Annotated in this window: 9 protein-coding genes; 5 read left to right on the top strand and 4 right to left on the bottom strand. The window is 68.2% G+C overall.

Annotation, left to right across the window (positions count from 1 at the left end):
* Positions 1-63: 63 nt before the first annotated feature.
* The 4 genes from ACP690_RS06315 to ACP690_RS06300 form a co-directional block, all read right to left on the bottom strand.
* Positions 64-2,607 carry a glycoside hydrolase family 3 C-terminal domain-containing protein gene (locus ACP690_RS06315; RefSeq protein ID WP_426260326.1) on the bottom strand — a complete coding sequence of 848 codons (2,544 nt, stop codon included), beginning with the start codon at positions 2,605-2,607 and terminating at the stop codon, positions 64-66.
* 211 nt (positions 2,608-2,818) lie between these two features.
* Positions 2,819-5,356 carry a beta-mannosidase gene (locus ACP690_RS06310; protein ID WP_426260327.1) on the bottom strand — a complete coding sequence of 846 codons (2,538 nt, stop codon included), beginning with the start codon at positions 5,354-5,356 and terminating at the stop codon, positions 2,819-2,821.
* Entirely contained in the window at positions 5,353-7,722 is a 2,370-nt protein-coding gene (locus tag ACP690_RS06305; RefSeq protein ID WP_426260328.1) for a beta-N-acetylhexosaminidase, read from the bottom strand. Before ACP690_RS06305 ends, ACP690_RS06310 begins: the two co-directional genes overlap by 4 nt.
* 206 nt (positions 7,723-7,928) lie before the next feature.
* On the bottom strand, positions 7,929-10,706 hold the full coding sequence (locus ACP690_RS06300; RefSeq protein ID WP_017978102.1) for a TonB-dependent receptor: 2,778 nt from the start codon (positions 10,704-10,706) through the stop codon (positions 7,929-7,931).
* A gap of 270 nt (positions 10,707-10,976) precedes the next feature.
* On the opposite strand from ACP690_RS06300, the gene ACP690_RS06295 reads away from it, so the two are divergent.
* The 5 genes from ACP690_RS06295 to galA all read left to right on the top strand — a co-directional run bounded on the left by ACP690_RS06295 (position 10,977) and on the right by galA (position 17,717).
* Entirely contained in the window at positions 10,977-11,747 is a 771-nt protein-coding gene (locus tag ACP690_RS06295; protein ID WP_426260518.1) for a copper homeostasis protein CutC, read from the top strand.
* Positions 11,748-11,825: 78 nt separating this feature from the next.
* Entirely contained in the window at positions 11,826-12,563 is a 738-nt protein-coding gene (locus ACP690_RS06290) for a GntR family transcriptional regulator (RefSeq protein ID WP_020486424.1), read from the top strand.
* Between the two features lie 38 nt (positions 12,564-12,601).
* Complete coding sequence (locus ACP690_RS06285) at positions 12,602-13,636, top strand: SIS domain-containing protein (RefSeq protein ID WP_426260329.1); 1,035 nt, start codon at positions 12,602-12,604, stop codon at positions 13,634-13,636.
* The gene (nagA, locus tag ACP690_RS06280; RefSeq protein WP_063688243.1) at positions 13,633-14,808 is read left to right on the top strand and encodes an N-acetylglucosamine-6-phosphate deacetylase; all 1,176 of its coding nucleotides are present in this window, start codon (positions 13,633-13,635) and stop codon (positions 14,806-14,808) included. The genes ACP690_RS06285 and nagA overlap by 4 nt, the downstream gene beginning before the upstream one ends.
* Complete coding sequence (galA, locus tag ACP690_RS06275; protein WP_426260330.1) at positions 14,805-17,717, top strand: beta-galactosidase GalA; 2,913 nt, start codon at positions 14,805-14,807, stop codon at positions 17,715-17,717. Before nagA ends, galA begins: the two co-directional genes overlap by 4 nt.
* The last annotated feature ends 13 nt before the right edge of the window (positions 17,718-17,730 follow it).

Genomic DNA, 17,730 nt, shown 5'->3' with positions numbered 1-17,730 from the left:
TCGCGGATGGGTGGACCCCGGAACGAGTCCGGGGTGACGGGGTGGGGGTGGAGAGGTCCCGGGTCATTTCGGCAGGTCCGTGTCGGTGCCGGTCACGGCGAAGTCGAACCACTGGCCCCCGCCGTCACCGGGCTGACCGCCGCCGACGTAGAGGCGGTAGGCGCCCGGCGCGACGTGGCGGCGGCCGTCGTGGTCGACGATGCTCATGTCGCGGGGGGTGAGGGTGAAGGCGACGGACATGCCCTTGCCGCGCTTCAGGTTTATGCGACGATAGCCGACGAGCTGGCGTTGCAGCACCGCCTCCGTGCTGCCGAGCGGGCGGGTGGAGGCGGGGGGGACGAGATAGGCCTGCACCACCTCGTCGCCGTCGCGCGGGCCGGTGTTGGTGACGGTGGTCTCCACCGTGAGCGGTTGGCCGGCGGCGACGCTGGCGGCGCCGCGCGGCGCGGCATAGCCGAAGCGCGTGTAGCTGAGGCCGTGGCCGAAGCCCCACAGGGGCGTGCCGGTGAAGTAGCGATAGGTGCGCTCCTTCATCGCGTAATCGATGAAGGCGGGCAGATCGGTGGTGGCGCGGTAGAAGGTGACGGGCAGGCGGCCACCGGGGTTGGTGACGCCCGACAGCACGTCGGCAAGCGCGGTGCCGCCGGCCTCGCCGGGATACCAATTGGCGAGGATCGCGTCGGCGGACGTGGGGTCGACGCTGACCGCACTGCCGCTGCTGAGGACGAGGACGATCGGCTTGCCGGTCGCCTTCAGTGCGGCGAGCAGGCGCTGTTGCGGCAGCGGCAGCGCGATGTCAGTGCGGTCACCGCCGACGAAGCCGGGGACGGACACGGACAGTGCCTCGCCTTCCAGATCGGGCGACAGGCCGGCGATGACGATCGCGACGTCGGCATCGCGCACCGCTGCCACCGCCTGGTCGAGCAGCGGCTGGGCCGGCGGCATCCAGAGCAGGCGGAAGCTTTCGTCGTCCGACACATGGTCCAGCGTGATCGCGATGGGCTGGGGCGAGCCGTCGCTATCCACCGTCATCTCGACGCGGCCCTTGGGCAGCGGGCCGTCGTGCAGCACCTTGCCGCCCAGCGTGACGCGGGCACTGTCGTGCGTGGTGCAATCCTTCCAGCATTGCGACTGGTCGATGATCAGGCGGTATTGGCCGGGGCCGGGGGGCACGAACTCGCCGGTCCAGTTCGCCTTGAACGGGCCGACGGCCAGGCCGGGCGCGACGGGCGCGCGGTTGAAGTCGAGGTCGATGCGGCGGTCCTGCCGGGTGACCGACGCGCTGCCGCTATAATCGGCGCGCAGGCCGGGCTTGCCGCCCGCGCGCAAGGCGGTTTCGGGGACGACGACCGCGGCTCCGTCGGCGAGCGCGGAGCCTTGCGCATAGCTGACGTTGGCGGCGCCGAAACGTGCGCGGATGCCGTCGAGCGGGGTGACCGGGCGGATCGCAGTGCCGTGGTAATTGCCCTGCAAGACGCCAAGGTCGTCGGCGTCGGCGCCGATGACCGCGATCTTCGCGCCGGCCTTCAGCGGCAGGCGGTCGGCGTTGTTCTGGAGCAGCACGATTGATTTGCGCGCCGCCTCCAGTGCGATCGCCTGATGGGCGGGGGTGCCGACCTGATCGGGGCGGATGCGGCTATACGGGCTGGTGCCGCCGAACGCGATGCCCAGCGCCTGGCGCGCGCGGAAGGCGCGGGTGAGCGCGGTGTCGACCTCCGCCTGGGTGATCAGGCCCTGCTTCAGCGCCTGGGGCAGCGCGGCATAGGCGCTCCCGCAATTGACATCGGTGCCGCCGCGCACCGCCGCCGCCGCGCCGCCGGCGGTGTCGAGCCGGTAATGGTGATAGCTGCTGATGTTGCCGACCGCGTCGCAGTCCGACACCGTGAAGCCGGTGAACCCCCAGTCGCGGCGCAGGCGCTCGTTCATCAGCGGCGACGAGGCGCAGGCGGGGACGCCATGGATGCTGTTATAGGCGCACATCAGCGACATCGCCCGGCCTTCGGTGATCGTGCGGCGGAAGGCGGGAAAATAGGTCGCTTCGAGATCGCGCGGGGACGGATCGACGTCGAAGCTGTCGCGACCGGCTTCGGGGCCGCTGTGGACGGCGAAGTGCTTCGGCGTGGCGACGACGCGCGGATGGGCGGGGTCGGGGCCTTGCAACCCTTGCACGAAGGCGACGCCCAATGTGCCGGTGAGATACGGGTCCTCGCCGTAGGTTTCCTGTCCGCGGCCCCAGCGCGGATCGCGGAAGATGTTGATGTTGGGCGACCAGATGGTGAGGCCCTGGTAGATCCGCCGGTTCGCGGTGACGGGCTGCGCATTGAACTTGGCGCGCGCCTCGGTCGAGACGACGGTGCCGACCTGGGTCAGCAGATCGGTGTCCCAGGTGGCGGCGAGGCCGATCGCCTGCGGGAAGACGGTCGCCTGGCCATCGCGGGCGAGGCCGTGGAGGCCTTCGTTCCACCAGTCGTAGGCGGGCAGGCCGATGGCGGGATCGGCGGGCGCGGTGCTTTGCAGCTGCGCGGCCTTTTGTTCGGGCGTCATCGTGGCGATGGCGGCGGAAATGGGGTCGGCCGCTTGCGCGAGCAGCAGGAGGGCGGGGATCATTCAGGCGCTCCGATGATGGTTCGCGCGACGACGCGAAGACGCGAAGAGGGTGTGCGGTTGGGGTGCCCTGCGCGCTTCGTCACCCCGGACTTGGTCCGGGGTCCACCGGGCCGCGGGGGCAGCGTTCGAGCCTCTTGCCACCCCCCTCGCCGCGGAGTGGACCCCGGACCAAGTCCGGGGTGACGGGGTGGGGAGGAGAGCGTTCGGGCCATCAGCGGGCGAGCGTCCTGAGCACTGGCGTCTGTTTGCCGGTCAGCGTCACCGTCTTGCTCTCGCCCGGCAGCAGGTCGAAGCCGCTGTCGCTTGCCTGACCGGGCGTGTCGCCCATGTCGACCATCACCGCGCGGGCGAGGTTCTTTGCGGTGATCGTCAGGTCGTTGCCCGAGCGGCGCATGGTCAGGCCCGGATCGGGATAGGCCATGTCCTTCGGCATGAGGCGTTCGACGATCGTGCGGCTGACGGCCTCGCCGGCGACGATCAGTTCGGCGACGGCATAGCTCTTCGCCGGATCGGCGCTGCCGAACAGGTCGGCGTCGGGCAGCGTCGCGACGGTGGTCGACGACAGCGGCGTTAGCGTCGCGTCCGCTTCGCGCACGCCCAGCGTCGCGCCGGTCATGTCGCGTACCGTCACGCGCCAATGTGCGGGGATGGCGCCGGTCGCGTCGGACACCAGGACGACGCGGGTCGCGCCGTTGCGGTGTTCGGCGACGATCGCCTGCGGCGCGAAGAAGCGTTTCGCCTGATATTGCAGCAGCTTCCACTGGCCGAGATGGTCGATGCTGGCCCAGCTGATCGAGGGCCAGACGTCGTTCAGCTGCCAGAACAACGAGCCCATCGTCACCGGGCGGCAGGCGCGATGGTGGCGCGCGGCGAGGTCGATCGCCTGCGCCTGATTGACCTGCGTCAGGTAGACGAAGTCGGCGAAGTCCTTGGGGGCACGCAGGCGCTGGTCGAGGTAGAGCTTCAGGCGGGCATTGCCTTCGCCGGCCAGGAACTTCTGGTGCGCCTTCATCACCGGGCTTTCGGGGTCGAGCGTCCCCTTCCCGGCGAACAGGCGGATCGTCGCCATGGTGGGCATCGACTGGAAGCCATATTCGCTCATGAAGCGCGGGCAGCTGTCGAGGTAGTTCTCGACCGGCTTCGACCCCGACCACACGTCCCAGAAATGGCGGTCGCCATTGGCGTCGGTATCCACCGGACCTTCATAATCGGTCGACGGCGAGCCGGGCATATAGGGGGTGCCGGGGCTGTTGCGCGTCACCGCGTCGCGCAGCACGCGGTCGAACAGGACGGCCATGCCGGCGCCGATCCGTTCCTGCTCGTCGGCGCCGACCGCCTTCTTGAACGCCTTGCGGTCGCCCCAGTTTTCCCAGCCCGACAGCACTTCGTTGCCGCCGGCCCAGATCACGACCGAGGGGTGGTCGCCGATCCTGGCGACCTGTTCGTCGGCTTCGGCAGCGACATTGGCGCGGAAGGCGGCGTCGGGCGGCGTCACCGATCCGCCGAACATGAAGTCCTGCCACACCATGATGCCCATCCGGTCGGCGGCGGCGTAGAAGGCGTCGTCGAGATAATAGCCGCCGCCCCAGATGCGGACCATGTTCATGTTCGCATCGCGCGCCGCCTTGAGAAGGCCTTCGGGTTCGGCCGGGTCGACGCGGGCGGGGAAGCTGTCGAACGGAATGACGTTCGCGCCCTTGGCGAAGATCGGCGTTCCATTGACGACGAAGCCGAACGCACCTTGCCTGCGATCGAGGGTGACGGTGCGCAGGCCGATGGTGCGCGTCTGCGTGTCGCCGTCGAAGGTGGTCGCGACGGTATAGAGCGGCTGCGCGCCATAGCCGACCGGCTGCCAGCGCTGCGGGCGCGGGATGGTCAGCGGGATCGACACCGGGTTCTCGCCCGGCGCGAGCGTGACGGTCGCCTGGCCGGTCTGGCGGCTGCCGTCGGGACCGGTGACGGTGGCGGTGAGCGTGACCTGCTTGCTGGTGTCGGCGATGACGGTGGCGTGCGCGGTCAGGCGCGCTTCTGCGTCGTTCAGCGCGTCCTGCGCAACGCGGACATGATCGAGGCGGGCATCGTCCCAGGCCTCCAGCTTGACCGAGCGCCAGATGCCGTTGGCAACGAGGCGGGGACCCCAGTCCCAGCCGTACTGATATTTCGGCTTGCGGATATAGGGGCTGGTCTGCACGCCCTTGGGCTCGTCGCCGAACGCGCTGTCATATTCGCCAGGCAGCGGGTGCGCTTCCTTCAGCACCATCGGCTGGAGCGTCTTGATCGGGCTGGCGATGGTGACGAGGATTTCGTTGTCGCCCGCCTTGAGCAGCGGCTTTGCATCGGCACGCCAACGGCGGTGGGCATTGTCCGCGGTCAGCAGCGGCTGGCCGTTGACGGTGACGGTCGCGAACGTGTCGAGCCCGTCGAACACGAGGTCGAGGTGCCGGTGCGCGAGCATCTGCGGCGTGACGGTCAGCGTCTTGCGGTACTGCCACGCCGACAAGCCGGCCCATTGGATCGCGCCTTCATTGGTGCCGATGAAGGGATCGGGCACGCGTTTCAGGCGGATCAGGTCTTCCTGCACGCTACCCGGCACGCGCGCGGCGAACCAGCGCGCTTCCTTCGGATGTGCCTTGACGGCGGCGGTATCGGCGGGGTCGAGCCGCGCCTGCCATGCGCCATCGAGCGGCACCACCTCGCGCGCGGCAAGCGGCGAGGTGGCGAGCAGCAGGGTCAGGAGGGCGCGCTTCACTTCGAACCTTCCGTCAGTTGGACCTTGCCGACCGTATAGAAGGGGTCGGTTAGCGGAGAGGTGAACTGGAAACAGACATCCCGATCGCCCGTCATCGTCGGCAGCGTGCCCGACAGCGTGAAGCGCTGCGGCGCCGTTTTCGGATCCGGCAGCGGGAAGGCGCCGACCGCGATCGGGTGGGCGGTCTTGTCGCCGGCCTTTTGCGCGGCGGCGGCGGCGATGCAGCCGACCTGGACGAGCAGCTCGCCATGCGCCGACACATTGTAATGTTCGCGCACCATGCGCTGTTCGTGCGCGAGGCCGTAATGGCGGGCGAGGCGCACGACCTCGACGCTATAGCCACGCGCGACGTCGAGCGGCGCGTCGGGGTAGAGCGTGCAGGTATCGAACAGGTTGATGTTGTAGACGGGCGCGTCGGCGGTCGCTTCCGAGGTGAGCGGCACGCGCAGGCCGAGTGCGCCGGCGGGGCAGGCCGCCATGTCCGAGCTCGCGCGAGCGAGCAGGGCGGCGCGCGACGTGTCGAAGCTGCGCACCGCCGCGGTCGGGGCGCCGTTTGCGTCGAAGGCGACGGCATTCACCATAATGCCGGGCTTCAGCGTCAACGGCGCAGTATAGGCGGGCGAGCGCAGCGTCGGCGCGCTGCCATCGACGGTGTAGCGGATCGTGCCATAGGGGACCTGCGTCGCCAGCGCGAGCGCCACGCTGTTCTTGCGCAGCGCATCGCCGCGCGTGCCGGTGAGGTCGAAGCCGACCGCAAAGGCGCTGTCGGCGACGCGCATGCCGGCGCGCGACCAGCGATCGTCCTGGCGTTGCAGGCGAGGGAGGAAGGCGGCGAGGTCCGCCGGCCGGTCGCGCTGGACCTTGGGCGACCAGGTGATTTCGGCGAGCGCGCCGGCGCGCGGGAAGATCAGATGCTGGAGTTGGCCCGGCGTGACGATATATTCGCTCCACAGATTGCCTTGCGCGCCAAGCACGTGGTGCGCCTTGTCCGCGGCGATGCCCTTGGGCAGCGGGTCGTAGGCATAGACCTGTTGCAGCGTCGTGATGTCGAGACGGCCGGGCGGCTCGTCGCTGCGGCGGCTCTGCAAGCCGTTGAGGTAGAGCGGGTTGCCCGGCGACATGACGACGTCATGCCCCATGTTGGCGGCGTCGATCCCGCCCTGTTCGCCGCGCCACGACATGACCGAGGCGGAGGCGGGCAGGCCGCCCTCCAGGATCTCGTCCCAGCCGATCAGGCGGCGGCCCTTGGACTGGAGGTAGGTGCCAAACTGTTCGATCATCCAGCTTTGCAAGCCGTTTTCGGTCTTGATGCCCAGCGCCTTCATCTGCGCCTGCACCTCGGGGCTGCGTTCCCACTGGTCCTTGACCGCCTCGTCGCCGCCGAGATGGATGTAGGTGCCGGGGAAGATCGTCATCAGCTCGTCGAGCACGTCCTTGACGAAGGCGATGCCCTTCGGCCCCGGATTGAACAGATAGGGCATGATGCCCCAATTGTTGCTGACCAGCGGCCGGTCGCCGAGGATGCCGAGCTCCGGATAGGCGGCGACGAGCGCATTGGCGTGGCCGGGCAGGTCGATCTCCGGCACGATCGTAATGCCGCGCACGCCGGCATAGGCGACCAGCTCCTTCAGCTCCGCCTGGGTGTAGAAGCCGCCGACGCGGTCCTTCTCGGTCGGCTGCGGGCCACCCGTCCAGGGCGGCAGGCGCCAGCCGCCGATGCTGGTGAGCTTGGGGTATTTCTTGATCTCGACGCGCCAGCCCTGATCGTCCGTCAGGTGCAGGTGAAGCGTGTTGAGCTTTACGCTCGCCATCTGGTCGACGATCGCCCGCAGCGCCGGCATGGGGAGGAAGTGGCGCGCGGGGTCGATCATCAGCCCGCGCCAGCCGAAGCGCGGTGCGTCGGTGATGGTGAGGGCGGGGACGGCGACGGGCTTTCCGAACGCCGCATCGGGGCTGAGCAGCTGCGCCAGCGTCATCGCGCCATGGACGAGGCCGCGGTCGCCCGATGCGGCGACGGTGATCCCCTGCGGCGTGACCGTGAGGCGATAGGCTTCGTCGCCGGTGACGCTGGCGTCGCGGACGAGGCGGATCGCGCCGGTGGCGCCGGGGGTGAGCGCGAGGCCGCGGGTGGTGCGGACGTGGTCGGCGAGCAGGCGGGCAGCGGCGATGGCGCCGGCGTCGGTCGCGGCGATGGTCGCGCCGTTGGCGACGGTGAAGCTGCCCGTGCCGCGGACCACCGATTGCGGCATCGGCAGCAGCGCGAGCGCGGGCTCGGCGCCCGTCTGCGCGATGGCGGGGGTGGCGGAGGCGAGCAGGGCCAGCGCCGCTCCCCCGACGATGGTTGCGATACCGACGTGCTGCGTCATGCCTGCCCCTTGGTCATGTTTTGGTATTGCACGTATCTTGAAGCAGCATCGTCGCGGCGTCCATGCCCGCGCATCAAAAAGTCACAAAAAAGACCCCGGCGTCGCTGAATAGCGAGCCGGGGTCCGAAGGCCGGAGCGCGCAGGGGAGCGCGCTCGTCGGGGAGGAACAGGGTGACGCCGGCCGTCGATCGGCCGGCGCCAATATCTTACATGCGGAACGACAAGGCTGCGGAGAACGTGCGACCGTTCTTGTAGAAGGCGGTCGGACGATCCGGGGTCGCGTTATACTGGCGATAGGTTTCGTCGAGCAGGTTCTGCGCGTTCACGCTGAGCACGACGCCGTCCAGCAGGTTGAGGGAGGCGGACGCGTCGAGCTGATTATACGGCGCCACCATCTCGCGCGAGCCGAGGCGGCCGATCGTGCGGAAATAAGAGGTGCGGTAGTTGTAGCTGACGCGAGCCTGGAACGGACCCTTTTCGAAATAAGGGATCACGTTGACCGTATGCTTCGACAGATACGGCAGATTCAGCGTCGTGCCCGTGACGTCGACCGACGAGGTGCTGCTATCCTGATAGGAATAGTTCGCCTGCAGGCCGAAACCGCCCCAGATTTCAGCCTGCCCCGACACGAGCACGCCGTTCACCGTCGCCTTCGCGCCGTTGATCGGCTGGCTGACGTTGTACGTGGTGATCCGGTTCTGCAGCGCGTTGAAATAGTCGACGTTCTGACGGAACGCGATGACGTAGTTCTTGATGTCGCGGCGGAATAGTTCGACCGCAAGCAGCGTGCCGCTCCGCGGATACCATTCCGCGGTCAGTTCGTAGTTCACCGACTCGTACGGTTTCAGGTTCGGATTGCCGCCGCCGCCGTCGAGCGTGATGTCGTTGAGCGAGGTCGCGGCAGCCAGATCCTGATAGCGCGGACGCGAGATCACCTTGGCCACGGCACCGCGCAAGATGACCTTCGGCGAGATGGTCCAGGCGACGTTCGCGCTCGGCAGGAACTTCAGATAGTCGGTCGCGACACGGGTCGGGATCGGCTGCGGGTTCGCAACGGCGCTGGGCGTGGTGGCGAAGTTCGACACATCGCGCGTGTACACCAGCCGACCACCGACGTTGCCGCGAAGCGGACCCTGTTCGAAATTCGCCTGAACATAGCTGGCGATCACGGTCTCGCGTACCTTGGTGGACGCGCCGACCTTCGTGACGAGCGGGCTGTTGATCGCATTCGCCAGAATGTCGATCACGGCCTGATCCGGCAGGTTCAGATACTTGGTCGCGTTGCCCATGCCGCCGCTGCCGTCGAACGTGCCGTCAGGCGTGGTCAGCGTCGTCACGCCGAGCTGGTTCGCCGTGCGTGAGGACGTGAGGTAAGTGTTGATACCGCGAGCGTCCACGCGGTTGACGTGGTCAGTGACCCGCGATCCGATGAGGATCTGCGTGAGCGGGCCCAACGCGACGGGCACGGTGGCGTCGTACCCGCCAAAAATGTCGCGGTCGGTCGTCACGCTGTAATCGAGCCCCCCGATCTGGGCGCCGACAAGCTGCTTGCCGTTGATGATGAGCGGACGCCCCTCGATCTGGGCAGGGTTGTTATTGGGGTTGGTGAAATAATTCGCGGGGTTGGTCAGGTCGCCGGTGAAGTTGACCGTCGCCGAGTCCGGCGTGAACGCATAGCTGTAAGGCAGCTTGGTCTGGACGTTGAAGAGATATTCCGGATTGCGCCCACCGGTTGCCTTCGACCAGCCGCCCGCGAAGGCGATCTTGGCGCCATTGTCGCCTTCCCAATCGGCGAACAGATTGACGTTGTCGGTCTTCAGCTTCGTCCGGCGGACCAGCGTGTCGAGCTGTGCGCTCTGATTGGGAGCGGCGCCGAACGTCGCGCCAGTAACCACGCCGTTGCTCACCGTCGCCGATTGCAGCACGCTGCCGGTCCATGCGCCGGGGATCGTGTACATCGACTGGCTATAATTGTTGTAGTTGCCGTCGATGTGCAGGCCGTTCAGTGTGAACGTCAGGTCAGGACGCGGCCGATACTGGACGGTGCCGGTGACGCTGGCGCGCTGGCGCTGCTGCTGGAAATAGGCATAGTTGATGCCGAACGGCGAGGTTGCCTTATACAGGTCGGCGATCGTGCCGCCGTTGATCGTAGCGCCCTGGCTCTTCAGGCTCAGCGTGCCGTTGGTGCAGTTGACGAACGGGCTGTTGTAAGGGCACGCGCCCGTACCGTTCGGAGCGACATTGTCGTAGCCGAAGAATTCGACGCCCGCGCGGGTCAGGTTCTGCTTGTCGTAGGTGGCTGCGACCAGAATGCCGAACGTCTCGTCGGCATTCTTCCAGCTGTAAAGACCGGACGCGCGAACATTCCCCTTGTCGGAACGGTCGTTGTACGAATAGCCGCCCGAGGCGAAGATCGCATTGGCTGCCAAGTCGAGCGGACGGCGGGTGCGAACGATCACGGTGCCGCCGAGGCTGCCTTCCTCGATACGCGCTTCCGGCGACTTGTAGACTTCCAGCCGGTCGACCAGTTCCGGTGCCAGCAGCGAATAGTTGAAGGTGCGGCTCGACGGATCGTTGTCGTTGCCACCCCAGTCTGCCGAGGCAAGCGCGTGGCCGTCCAGCAGCATGCGGTTGAGCGCCGGATCGGTGCCGAGAATCGCGACCTTCTCGCCTTCGCCAAAGCGACGGTCGATGCTGACGCCCGGGATGTGCGAGAGCGATTCCGCGACGTTACGATCGGGGAACTTGCCGACGTCTTCCGCGGTGATGACGTCGACAACGGCGTTGGCGTTCCGCTTGACGTTGATGGCTTCGCGCAGCGACCCGCGATAACCGGTGACGACGATGTCGTCGCCCGCGGCGTCGGTCTGGCCCGAGGTCTGGGTGCTTCCCGTCGGCGTAGCGGTCGGCGCTTCCTGTGCGTGGGCGCTGCCGGCGAATCCGGCAAGAATGGTGGAGACGAGGATCACGTGGCGCAGGCGCATAGGCTGTTCCCTGAATATGGAACACGCCCGGCCGCATGCCCCCCCTTATGTTCCCAACTGCCGCAAAGCCGGCGACAGTGCAGCGACGGCGAAACAGTTACGCGTTTCCTGCTCGTTGCTGCTGCATTGCTACATATCCAATAAAGCCCAAATGGTATATATAAAAACTGTCACATTTATTTTGGTAGGGTAGCTGACCTATTGTGTCGTTTCGCTCTCGTACGATCAGCCGTTTAGGGCGAAAGCCGTTAGAAAGGAGATTTCGGGGTGATGGTATCGCAAACAGTGGGGCGCTCCCGAGTCGCGCTGGAAATCTGCGTCGAATCGGCGGTGGGCGCGGCGGCGGCGATCGCGGGCGGATGTGACCGGATCGAGCTGTGCAGCGCGCTGGCGCTCGGCGGGCTGACGCCGTCAGCGGGGCTGGTCGCGGAGGTGCTGGCGCTGGCGGTGCCGGCGGGTGTGCCGGTGCGGGCGATGGTGCGGCCGCGGGCGGGCGGGTTCGACTATCGAGCGGAGGATATGGCGCTGGCGTTGGCCGAAGGGCGTGCGCTCATCGCGGCCGGGGCGCAGGGGCTGGTGTTCGGCGTGACGGCTGGGGGAAAGCTTGCGGAGCGGGAGATGCGGGCCTGGATCGCGGGGCTTGGCGAGGATCGCCCGCCGCTCACCTTGCACCGGGCGATCGACGTCGTGGCCGACCCGGTGGCGGCGGTCGATGTGGCGGTCGCGTTGGGGTTCGACCATGTGTTGACCTCCGGCGGCGCGCGCACCGCGATGGAGGGGGCGGCGACGATCGCGGCGATGGTTGCGCGCGCAGCGGGGCGTTGCACGATCATGGCGGGGGCGGGGGTGGCGGCCGACACGGCAGCCGCGCTGCTGGATGCGACCAATGCGGGCGCGCTGCATGGTTCGGCAAGCGATCCTGCGCCGACAGTGGAGCAGGACCGATTTGGCTTCGGTCCGCTGCCGCGCCAGACCAATGCCAATAGAGTCGCAGCGCTGCGACAGGTGATTGACGACAAGTCCAATCTAAGACAATTGTAGCGCAAGGTGCCACTGGCGCCGGTCCGCGTAGCGTGGCACGCCTGATGCCGAAGACGCTTGCGGAAAAGGGGATCGACGATGAGTTTCATGAGCAAGGTGGGGCGGTTCCGCGCTGAAAATCCCTCGCCGCTCTATCTCCAGCTGCAACAGCTGATCCGTGACGCGATCGCCACGGACGTCATCACGCGCGGCGATGCGATCCCCGCGGAGCGCGATCTGGCTGTCGAATATGGCGTATCGCGCATCACGGTGCGCAAGGCGATCGAGGGGCTGGTCGAGGAAGGCCTGCTGACCCGCCGTCGCGGCGCGGGGACGTTCGTTGCCGGGCGCGTCGAGAAGAACTTCAGCAAATTGTCGTCCTTCTCGGAAGATATGGTGGCGCGCGGGCGCGTGCCGTCGAGCGCGTGGATTTCGCGCGCGGCCGGCATCGTTTCGCCCGAGGAATCGATGGCGTTGGCGCTGTCGCCCAGCGCCCCGGTCTATCGCTTCCAGCGGCTGCGCTTCGCCGACGAGGTGCCGATGGCGCTGGAGCTGTCGACGATCGCCGGCTTCTGCCTGCCGTCGGTCGATGCGGTCGATGCCTCGCTGTACACGGCGCTGACCGAGGCGGGGCATCGCCCGGTCCGCGCGTTGCAGCGGCTGCGCGCGGTGCCGTTCGGCGGCGATCATGCGCGCATGCTGGGCGTCGATCCCGGCTCGCCCGGGCTGCTGATCGAGCGGCGCGCCTTCCTGCGCGACGGCCGCGCGGTCGAATTCACCCGATCCTATTACCGCGGCGACAGCTACGATTTCGTGGCCGAGCTCGCCGACACCTGATCCTTAGCGAAGGGCGCCTTGCTGTGACGACGGATACGATGACGGACACGACGATCGGCACGACGCTGATGCGCGCCGAGACGCTGGAGGCGGGGGCGACCGTCGCGCGGCTGGTGGCACGCAATGCCGAAGCGCTGACCGCGCTGGGCGAACGCCTGCGCGCGAACGCGCCCGACGTCGTCGTCACCTGCGCCCGCGGGTCGTCGGATCATGCCGCGACCTATGGCAAGTATCTGATCGAGACGATGGTCGGCGTGCCAGTCGCATCCGCGGCGCCGTCGGTCGTCTCGCTGTTCGATGCGCCGGTGTCGACGCGCCGCGCGCTGTGCATCGCGATTTCCCAATCGGGCCGCAGCCCAGACCTGCTGGCGACCGTCGAGGCGCATGCCAAGGCAGGGGCGGAGGTAGTCGCACTGGTGAACGACGAAACGTCGCCGCTCGCCGAGATGGCGGATACGCTGCTTGCGCTGTCGGCGGGGCCGGAGAAATCGGTTGCGGCCACCAAGTCGTGCATCGCGGCGATGGCGGGGCTGGCCGCGCTGGTCGCGGCCTGGTCGGGCGACGAGGCGCTGAAGGCGGCGGTCGCGGCGCTGCCCGAACAGCTCGACGCGGCGGTGACGCTCGACTGGAGCGCGGGCGTGGACGTGCTCGCCGAGGCCAAGCAAATGTTCGTGATCGGTCGCGGCTATGGCTTCGGCGTGGCGCAGGAATGCGCGCTGAAGCTGAAGGAAACCTGCCAGTTGCAGGCCGAGCCGTTCAGCGCCGCCGAGGTTCGTCATGGGCCGATGGCGATCGTAGGCGAAGGCTATCCGGTGCTGGCGCTCGCCACGTCCGATGCGGCGGGCGAGGACGTGATGGCGGTGGTCGAGACGTTCCGCGAACGCGGCGCGGCGGTGCTGGCGGCGCATGCCGGCGACGACCGCGCGAACCTGCCGGCGCTGGAGGCACACCCGGCGGTGCAGCCGATCCTGATGCTGGCGAGCTTCTATGGTTTGGCGGAGGCGCTGTCGCGGCATCGCGGGCTCGATCCCGATTCGCCGCCGCACCTCGCCAAGGTGACGCGCACGCTATGAGCACCGCCCATCGCTTCACCAACGGCCACGTCGTGGTCGGCGATGCCGTGTGGCGCGGCGCCGAGATCGTCGTCACCGGCGACCGGATCGCGAGCATCCGCCCGCTCGACGGCGCGGCGACGGATGCGGTCGACCTGGAGGGGGGCTGGGTGATGCCCGGCTTCATCGACACGCAGGTCAACGGCGGCGGCGGCGTGCTGCTGAACGACGAGCCGACCGTCGAGGGCGTGCGCGCCATCGCCGCGGCGCATGCGCGCTATGGCACGACGGCGCTGATGCCGACGCTGATCAGCGACACGCCCGATCGGATCGCGCTGGCGCTGGATGCCGTCGATCAGGCGATCGGCGCGGGCGTGCCGGGCGTCGTCGGCGTGCATATTGAGGGGCCGTTCCTGAACGTCGCGCGCAAGGGCATCCACGATGCCGGGCGTTTCCGCCTGCTCGACGAAGAAATGGTCGCGCTGCTCGCCAAGCCGCGGCGCGGCGTGACGATGGTGACGATCGCGCCCGAACTCGCGAACATCGAACATATCCGCCGTTTGGCGGCGGCCGGCGTGCGCGTCAGCGCCGGGCATACCGAAGTGCCCTATGACACGGCGCTCGCGGCGTTCGACGCCGGGCTGACGGGAATCACCCATCTGTTCAACGCGATGCCGGCGATGGTGCAGCGGACGCCGGGCCTGGTCGGCGCAGCGCTGGACGATCCGCGGCCGTGGTGCGGGCTGATCGTCGATGGCGTGCATGTCGCGCCCGCCGTGCTGCGCATCGCGATCCGTGCGCGCGGGCCCGAGCGGATGATGCTCGTCACCGACGCCATGTCCTCGGTCGGTGCGGAGCATAAGGATTTTGTGCTGCAAGGGCGCCAGATCCGCGTGGCGGATGGCATCTGCGCGTATGAGGACGGCACGCTCGCCGGATCGGATCTCGATATGGCGACCGCGGTGGCAAATGCGATGGGCATGCTGGGGCTGGAGCCGGCGGTGGCGGCGCGGATGGCGGCGGGCAATCCCGCGGCCTTCCTGGGCCTGGAGGCGGAGCGGGGTACGCTCGCCGCCGGATTGCGCGCCGACTGGGCGCGACTGACCGCGGCGATGGCGCCGGTCGAGACGGTGATCGGCGGCGTAGCGGTGCCGGGCGCCGCGGCGAAAGAGCATGAGGCAGTAAACGCATGACGATCGACCGGCGGCAGCTTCTCGGGACAGCCGCCGGAGCCGGCCTGACATTGGGTTTGTCAGCGGGATTGCCCGCCATCGCCGCCGCCAGGAGCGCAACCGGCTATGGCGCGCTGCCGATGCCGCTGCCCACCGACCGGCTGCCCGATCCGCTGCCGGTGATCGATCCGTCGCGGATCGGCTTCGACACGGGCTGGCTGTTCCATGAGGGCGACGTGATCGTGCCGCCCGCGACGACGCACGAAGAGACGTATTTGCGCGCCAAGGCGGGCAACGCCCGCGGTGCGGCGGCGATGGACTATGACGACAGCGAATGGCGCCCCGTCACGCTGCCGCATGACTGGGCGAGCTTCCAGCCGTTCGTCGAAAGCGCCAATCCGTCGCAGGGCTACCGTCCGCGCGGGATCGGCTGGTATCGCCGTGCCTTCCGCCTCGATCCCGCCGACGAGGGACGTTACCTGGAATTGCAGTTCGACGGCATCGCGACCAATGCAACCGTCTGGGTGAACGGCAGTCCGGTCGCGCACAATTGGTCGGGCTATAACAGCCTCTACCTCGATATCACGCCGTTCGCGCGGTTCGGGGATGCGCTGAACGTCGTGGCGATCCGCGTCGATGCCGATGCGATGGAGGGCTGGTGGTACGAAGGTGCCGGCCTGTACCGCCACGCCTGGCTGGCGCGCCGCGCACCGGTGTCGATCGAAACCGATGGCGTGCATTGCGATCCGCGCCATGATGGCGGCGACGCCTGGCGCGTGCCGGTGACCGTCACCGCGCGCTCGACCGAGGCCGCGCCGGTGCGCGTGCGCGCGGTGGCGAGCCTGGTCGATCAGGCCGGGCGGACCGTGGCGACTGCGACGAGCGAGCTGGTGGCGGTGCCATCGCTCGACGCTGCAGAGCTGACGACGACGCTGACCATTGCGCGCCCGCAGCGCTGGTCGGTCGAGATGCCGACGCTCTACACGGTGGCGGTGGCTCTGGAACGCGACGGCAAGAGCGTCGACGCGCGGCGGGTGCAGGTGGGTTTCCGCACGATCCGCTTCGATGCCGACAAGGGCCTCTTTCTCAACGATACGCACGTCAAGCTGAAGGGCGTGTGCCTGCACCTCGACCATGCCGGTGTCGGCACGGCGGTGCCCGACACGCTGCTGATGTGGCGGCTGGAGCGGATGAAGGAGCTGGGCTGCAACGCGATCCGCTGTTCGCACAACGCGCCCGCCACCGCCTTCCTGCAACTCTGCGACCGGATGGGGTTCCTCGTCATGGACGAGAACCGCAACTTCAATCCCTCGCCCGATTATATGGCGCAGCTGGAATGGCTGGTGCGGCGCGACCGCAATCACCCCAGCGTCATCCTGTGGTCGGTCTTCAACGAAGAGCCGATGCAGGGCACCGCGGCGGGTGTCGAGATGGTGCGGCGGATGGAAGCGGCGGTGCGCCGTCTCGACGATAGCCGGCCGGTGACCGCGGCGATGAACGGGTCGTTCTTCAACCCGCACAATGTGTCGAGCGTCGTCGACGTCGTCGGGTTCAATTATTATCCGGGCGATTACGACAAGTTCCATCGCCTGAATCCGACCAAGCCGATGACGAGTTCGGAAGATACCAGCGCGTTCATGACGCGCGGCGCCTTTGCCGACGATGCCGCAGCGCATGTCCTGTCGTCGATGGACGATCATGCCGCCGCCTGGGGCGAGACGCATCGCGCCGGCTGGGCAAAGATCGCAGGCCGGCCGTTCGTCGCGGGCGGCTTCGTGTGGACGGGCTTTGACTATCATGGCGAGCCAACGCCCTACGCCTGGCCGACGATCGCGAGCTTCTTCGGGATCCTCGACCTCTGCGGTTTTCGCAAGACCGCCTATGACATCCACCGCGCCGGCTGGATCGACGACGCACCCGTCATCGGCATTGCGCCGCATTGGACGTGGCCGGGCAAGGAAGGCCAGCCGATCAAGCTGCTCGTCATGTCCAATGCCGAACGGATCGTCGTGACGCTGAACGGCCGGGTCGTCGGCGAGGGGGCGGTCGATCGGCTGATGGGGAACAGCTTTACCGTGTCCTATGCGCCGGGAACGCTGGAGGCGATCGCGTATCGCGGCGGGCGCGAGGTCGCGCGGGCGGGGCATGAGACGGTCGGCGCGCCGGTCGCGCTGCGGCTGACGCCGGCGCGGCGTGTGATGGCGGGCGATGGCGAGGACGTGCAGCCCGTCACCGTCGATGCGGTGGATGCGAAGGGCCGGCACGTGCCGACCGCGAACCTGCCCGTCGGCTTCGCCGTCGAGGGCGCGGCGATCATCGGGCTGGGTAATGGCGATCCCAACAGCCACGAGCCCGAAAAGGGCAATGCCCGATCGCTGTTCAACGGACTGGCGCAAGTGATCGTGCAGGCGGATGCGGGGTCGCGTGGGCGGATCGCATTGCGCGCGATGGCACCCGGCCTGAAGCCGGCGACGCTGCGGATCGACCGGCTGGCGGCGACGCCGCGGGTGCAGGTGCCGATGGCGACGATGGTGCGCACGATCGATTCGTGGCGCCGCTCGCCGCGGCTGAGCGCCAAGCCCGATGCCAGCCTGGCGCCGGCGGATGGCGACAACAACAGCTGGAGCTTCGTCCGCAGCGGGACCGCAACCGCGCCCGAACCGCAGGGGGGCTGGCAGGTCTATCGCGCGCGCGTGACGCCGATCCGCGCGATCGCCGCCAAGGGGGGGCGCATCGCCTTTGCCGCGGTCGCCGGGCGGGCGGCGCTGTGGGTCGACGGCGTACGGATCGCCGACAAGGCGGATGCGGCGACCGGACCAATTGCAGCCGCCCTGCCAGCTGGTGGCGGCGAGCGGACTATCGTGTTGATCGTGCAGGCGGATGCGCAGGCGCCGTCGGGAATTGTCGGGCCCGTTGCACTCTCCCGTTGATGTTACAGATTTA

Source organism: Sphingomonas sp. DC4900 (assembly GCF_049896485.1).
GTDB lineage: Bacteria > Pseudomonadota > Alphaproteobacteria > Sphingomonadales > Sphingomonadaceae > Sphingomonas > Sphingomonas aquatilis.
Note: the sequence above shows the minus strand (reverse complement) of the source record. Positions and strands in the feature narration are given on the sequence as shown.

What these genes read in the sequence shown, in the direction of transcription:
- ACP690_RS06315 (WP_426260326.1), bottom strand. Translation starts at nt 2,607, where the DNA reads ATGATCCCCGCCCTCCTGCTGCTCGCGCAAGCGGCCGACCCCATTTCC.
- ACP690_RS06305 (WP_426260328.1), bottom strand. Translation starts at nt 7,722, where the DNA reads ATGACGCAGCACGTCGGTATCGCAACCATCGTCGGGGGAGCGGCGCTG.
- ACP690_RS06300 (WP_017978102.1), bottom strand. Translation starts at nt 10,706, where the DNA reads ATGCGCCTGCGCCACGTGATCCTCGTCTCCACCATTCTTGCCGGATTC.
- ACP690_RS06295 (WP_426260518.1), top strand. Translation starts at nt 10,977, where the DNA reads ATGGTATCGCAAACAGTGGGGCGCTCCCGAGTCGCGCTGGAAATCTGC.
- ACP690_RS06290 (WP_020486424.1), top strand. Translation starts at nt 11,826, where the DNA reads ATGAGTTTCATGAGCAAGGTGGGGCGGTTCCGCGCTGAAAATCCCTCG.
- ACP690_RS06285 (WP_426260329.1), top strand. Translation starts at nt 12,602, where the DNA reads ATGACGGACACGACGATCGGCACGACGCTGATGCGCGCCGAGACGCTG.
- nagA (WP_063688243.1), top strand. Translation starts at nt 13,633, where the DNA reads ATGAGCACCGCCCATCGCTTCACCAACGGCCACGTCGTGGTCGGCGAT.
- galA (WP_426260330.1), top strand. Translation starts at nt 14,805, where the DNA reads ATGACGATCGACCGGCGGCAGCTTCTCGGGACAGCCGCCGGAGCCGGC.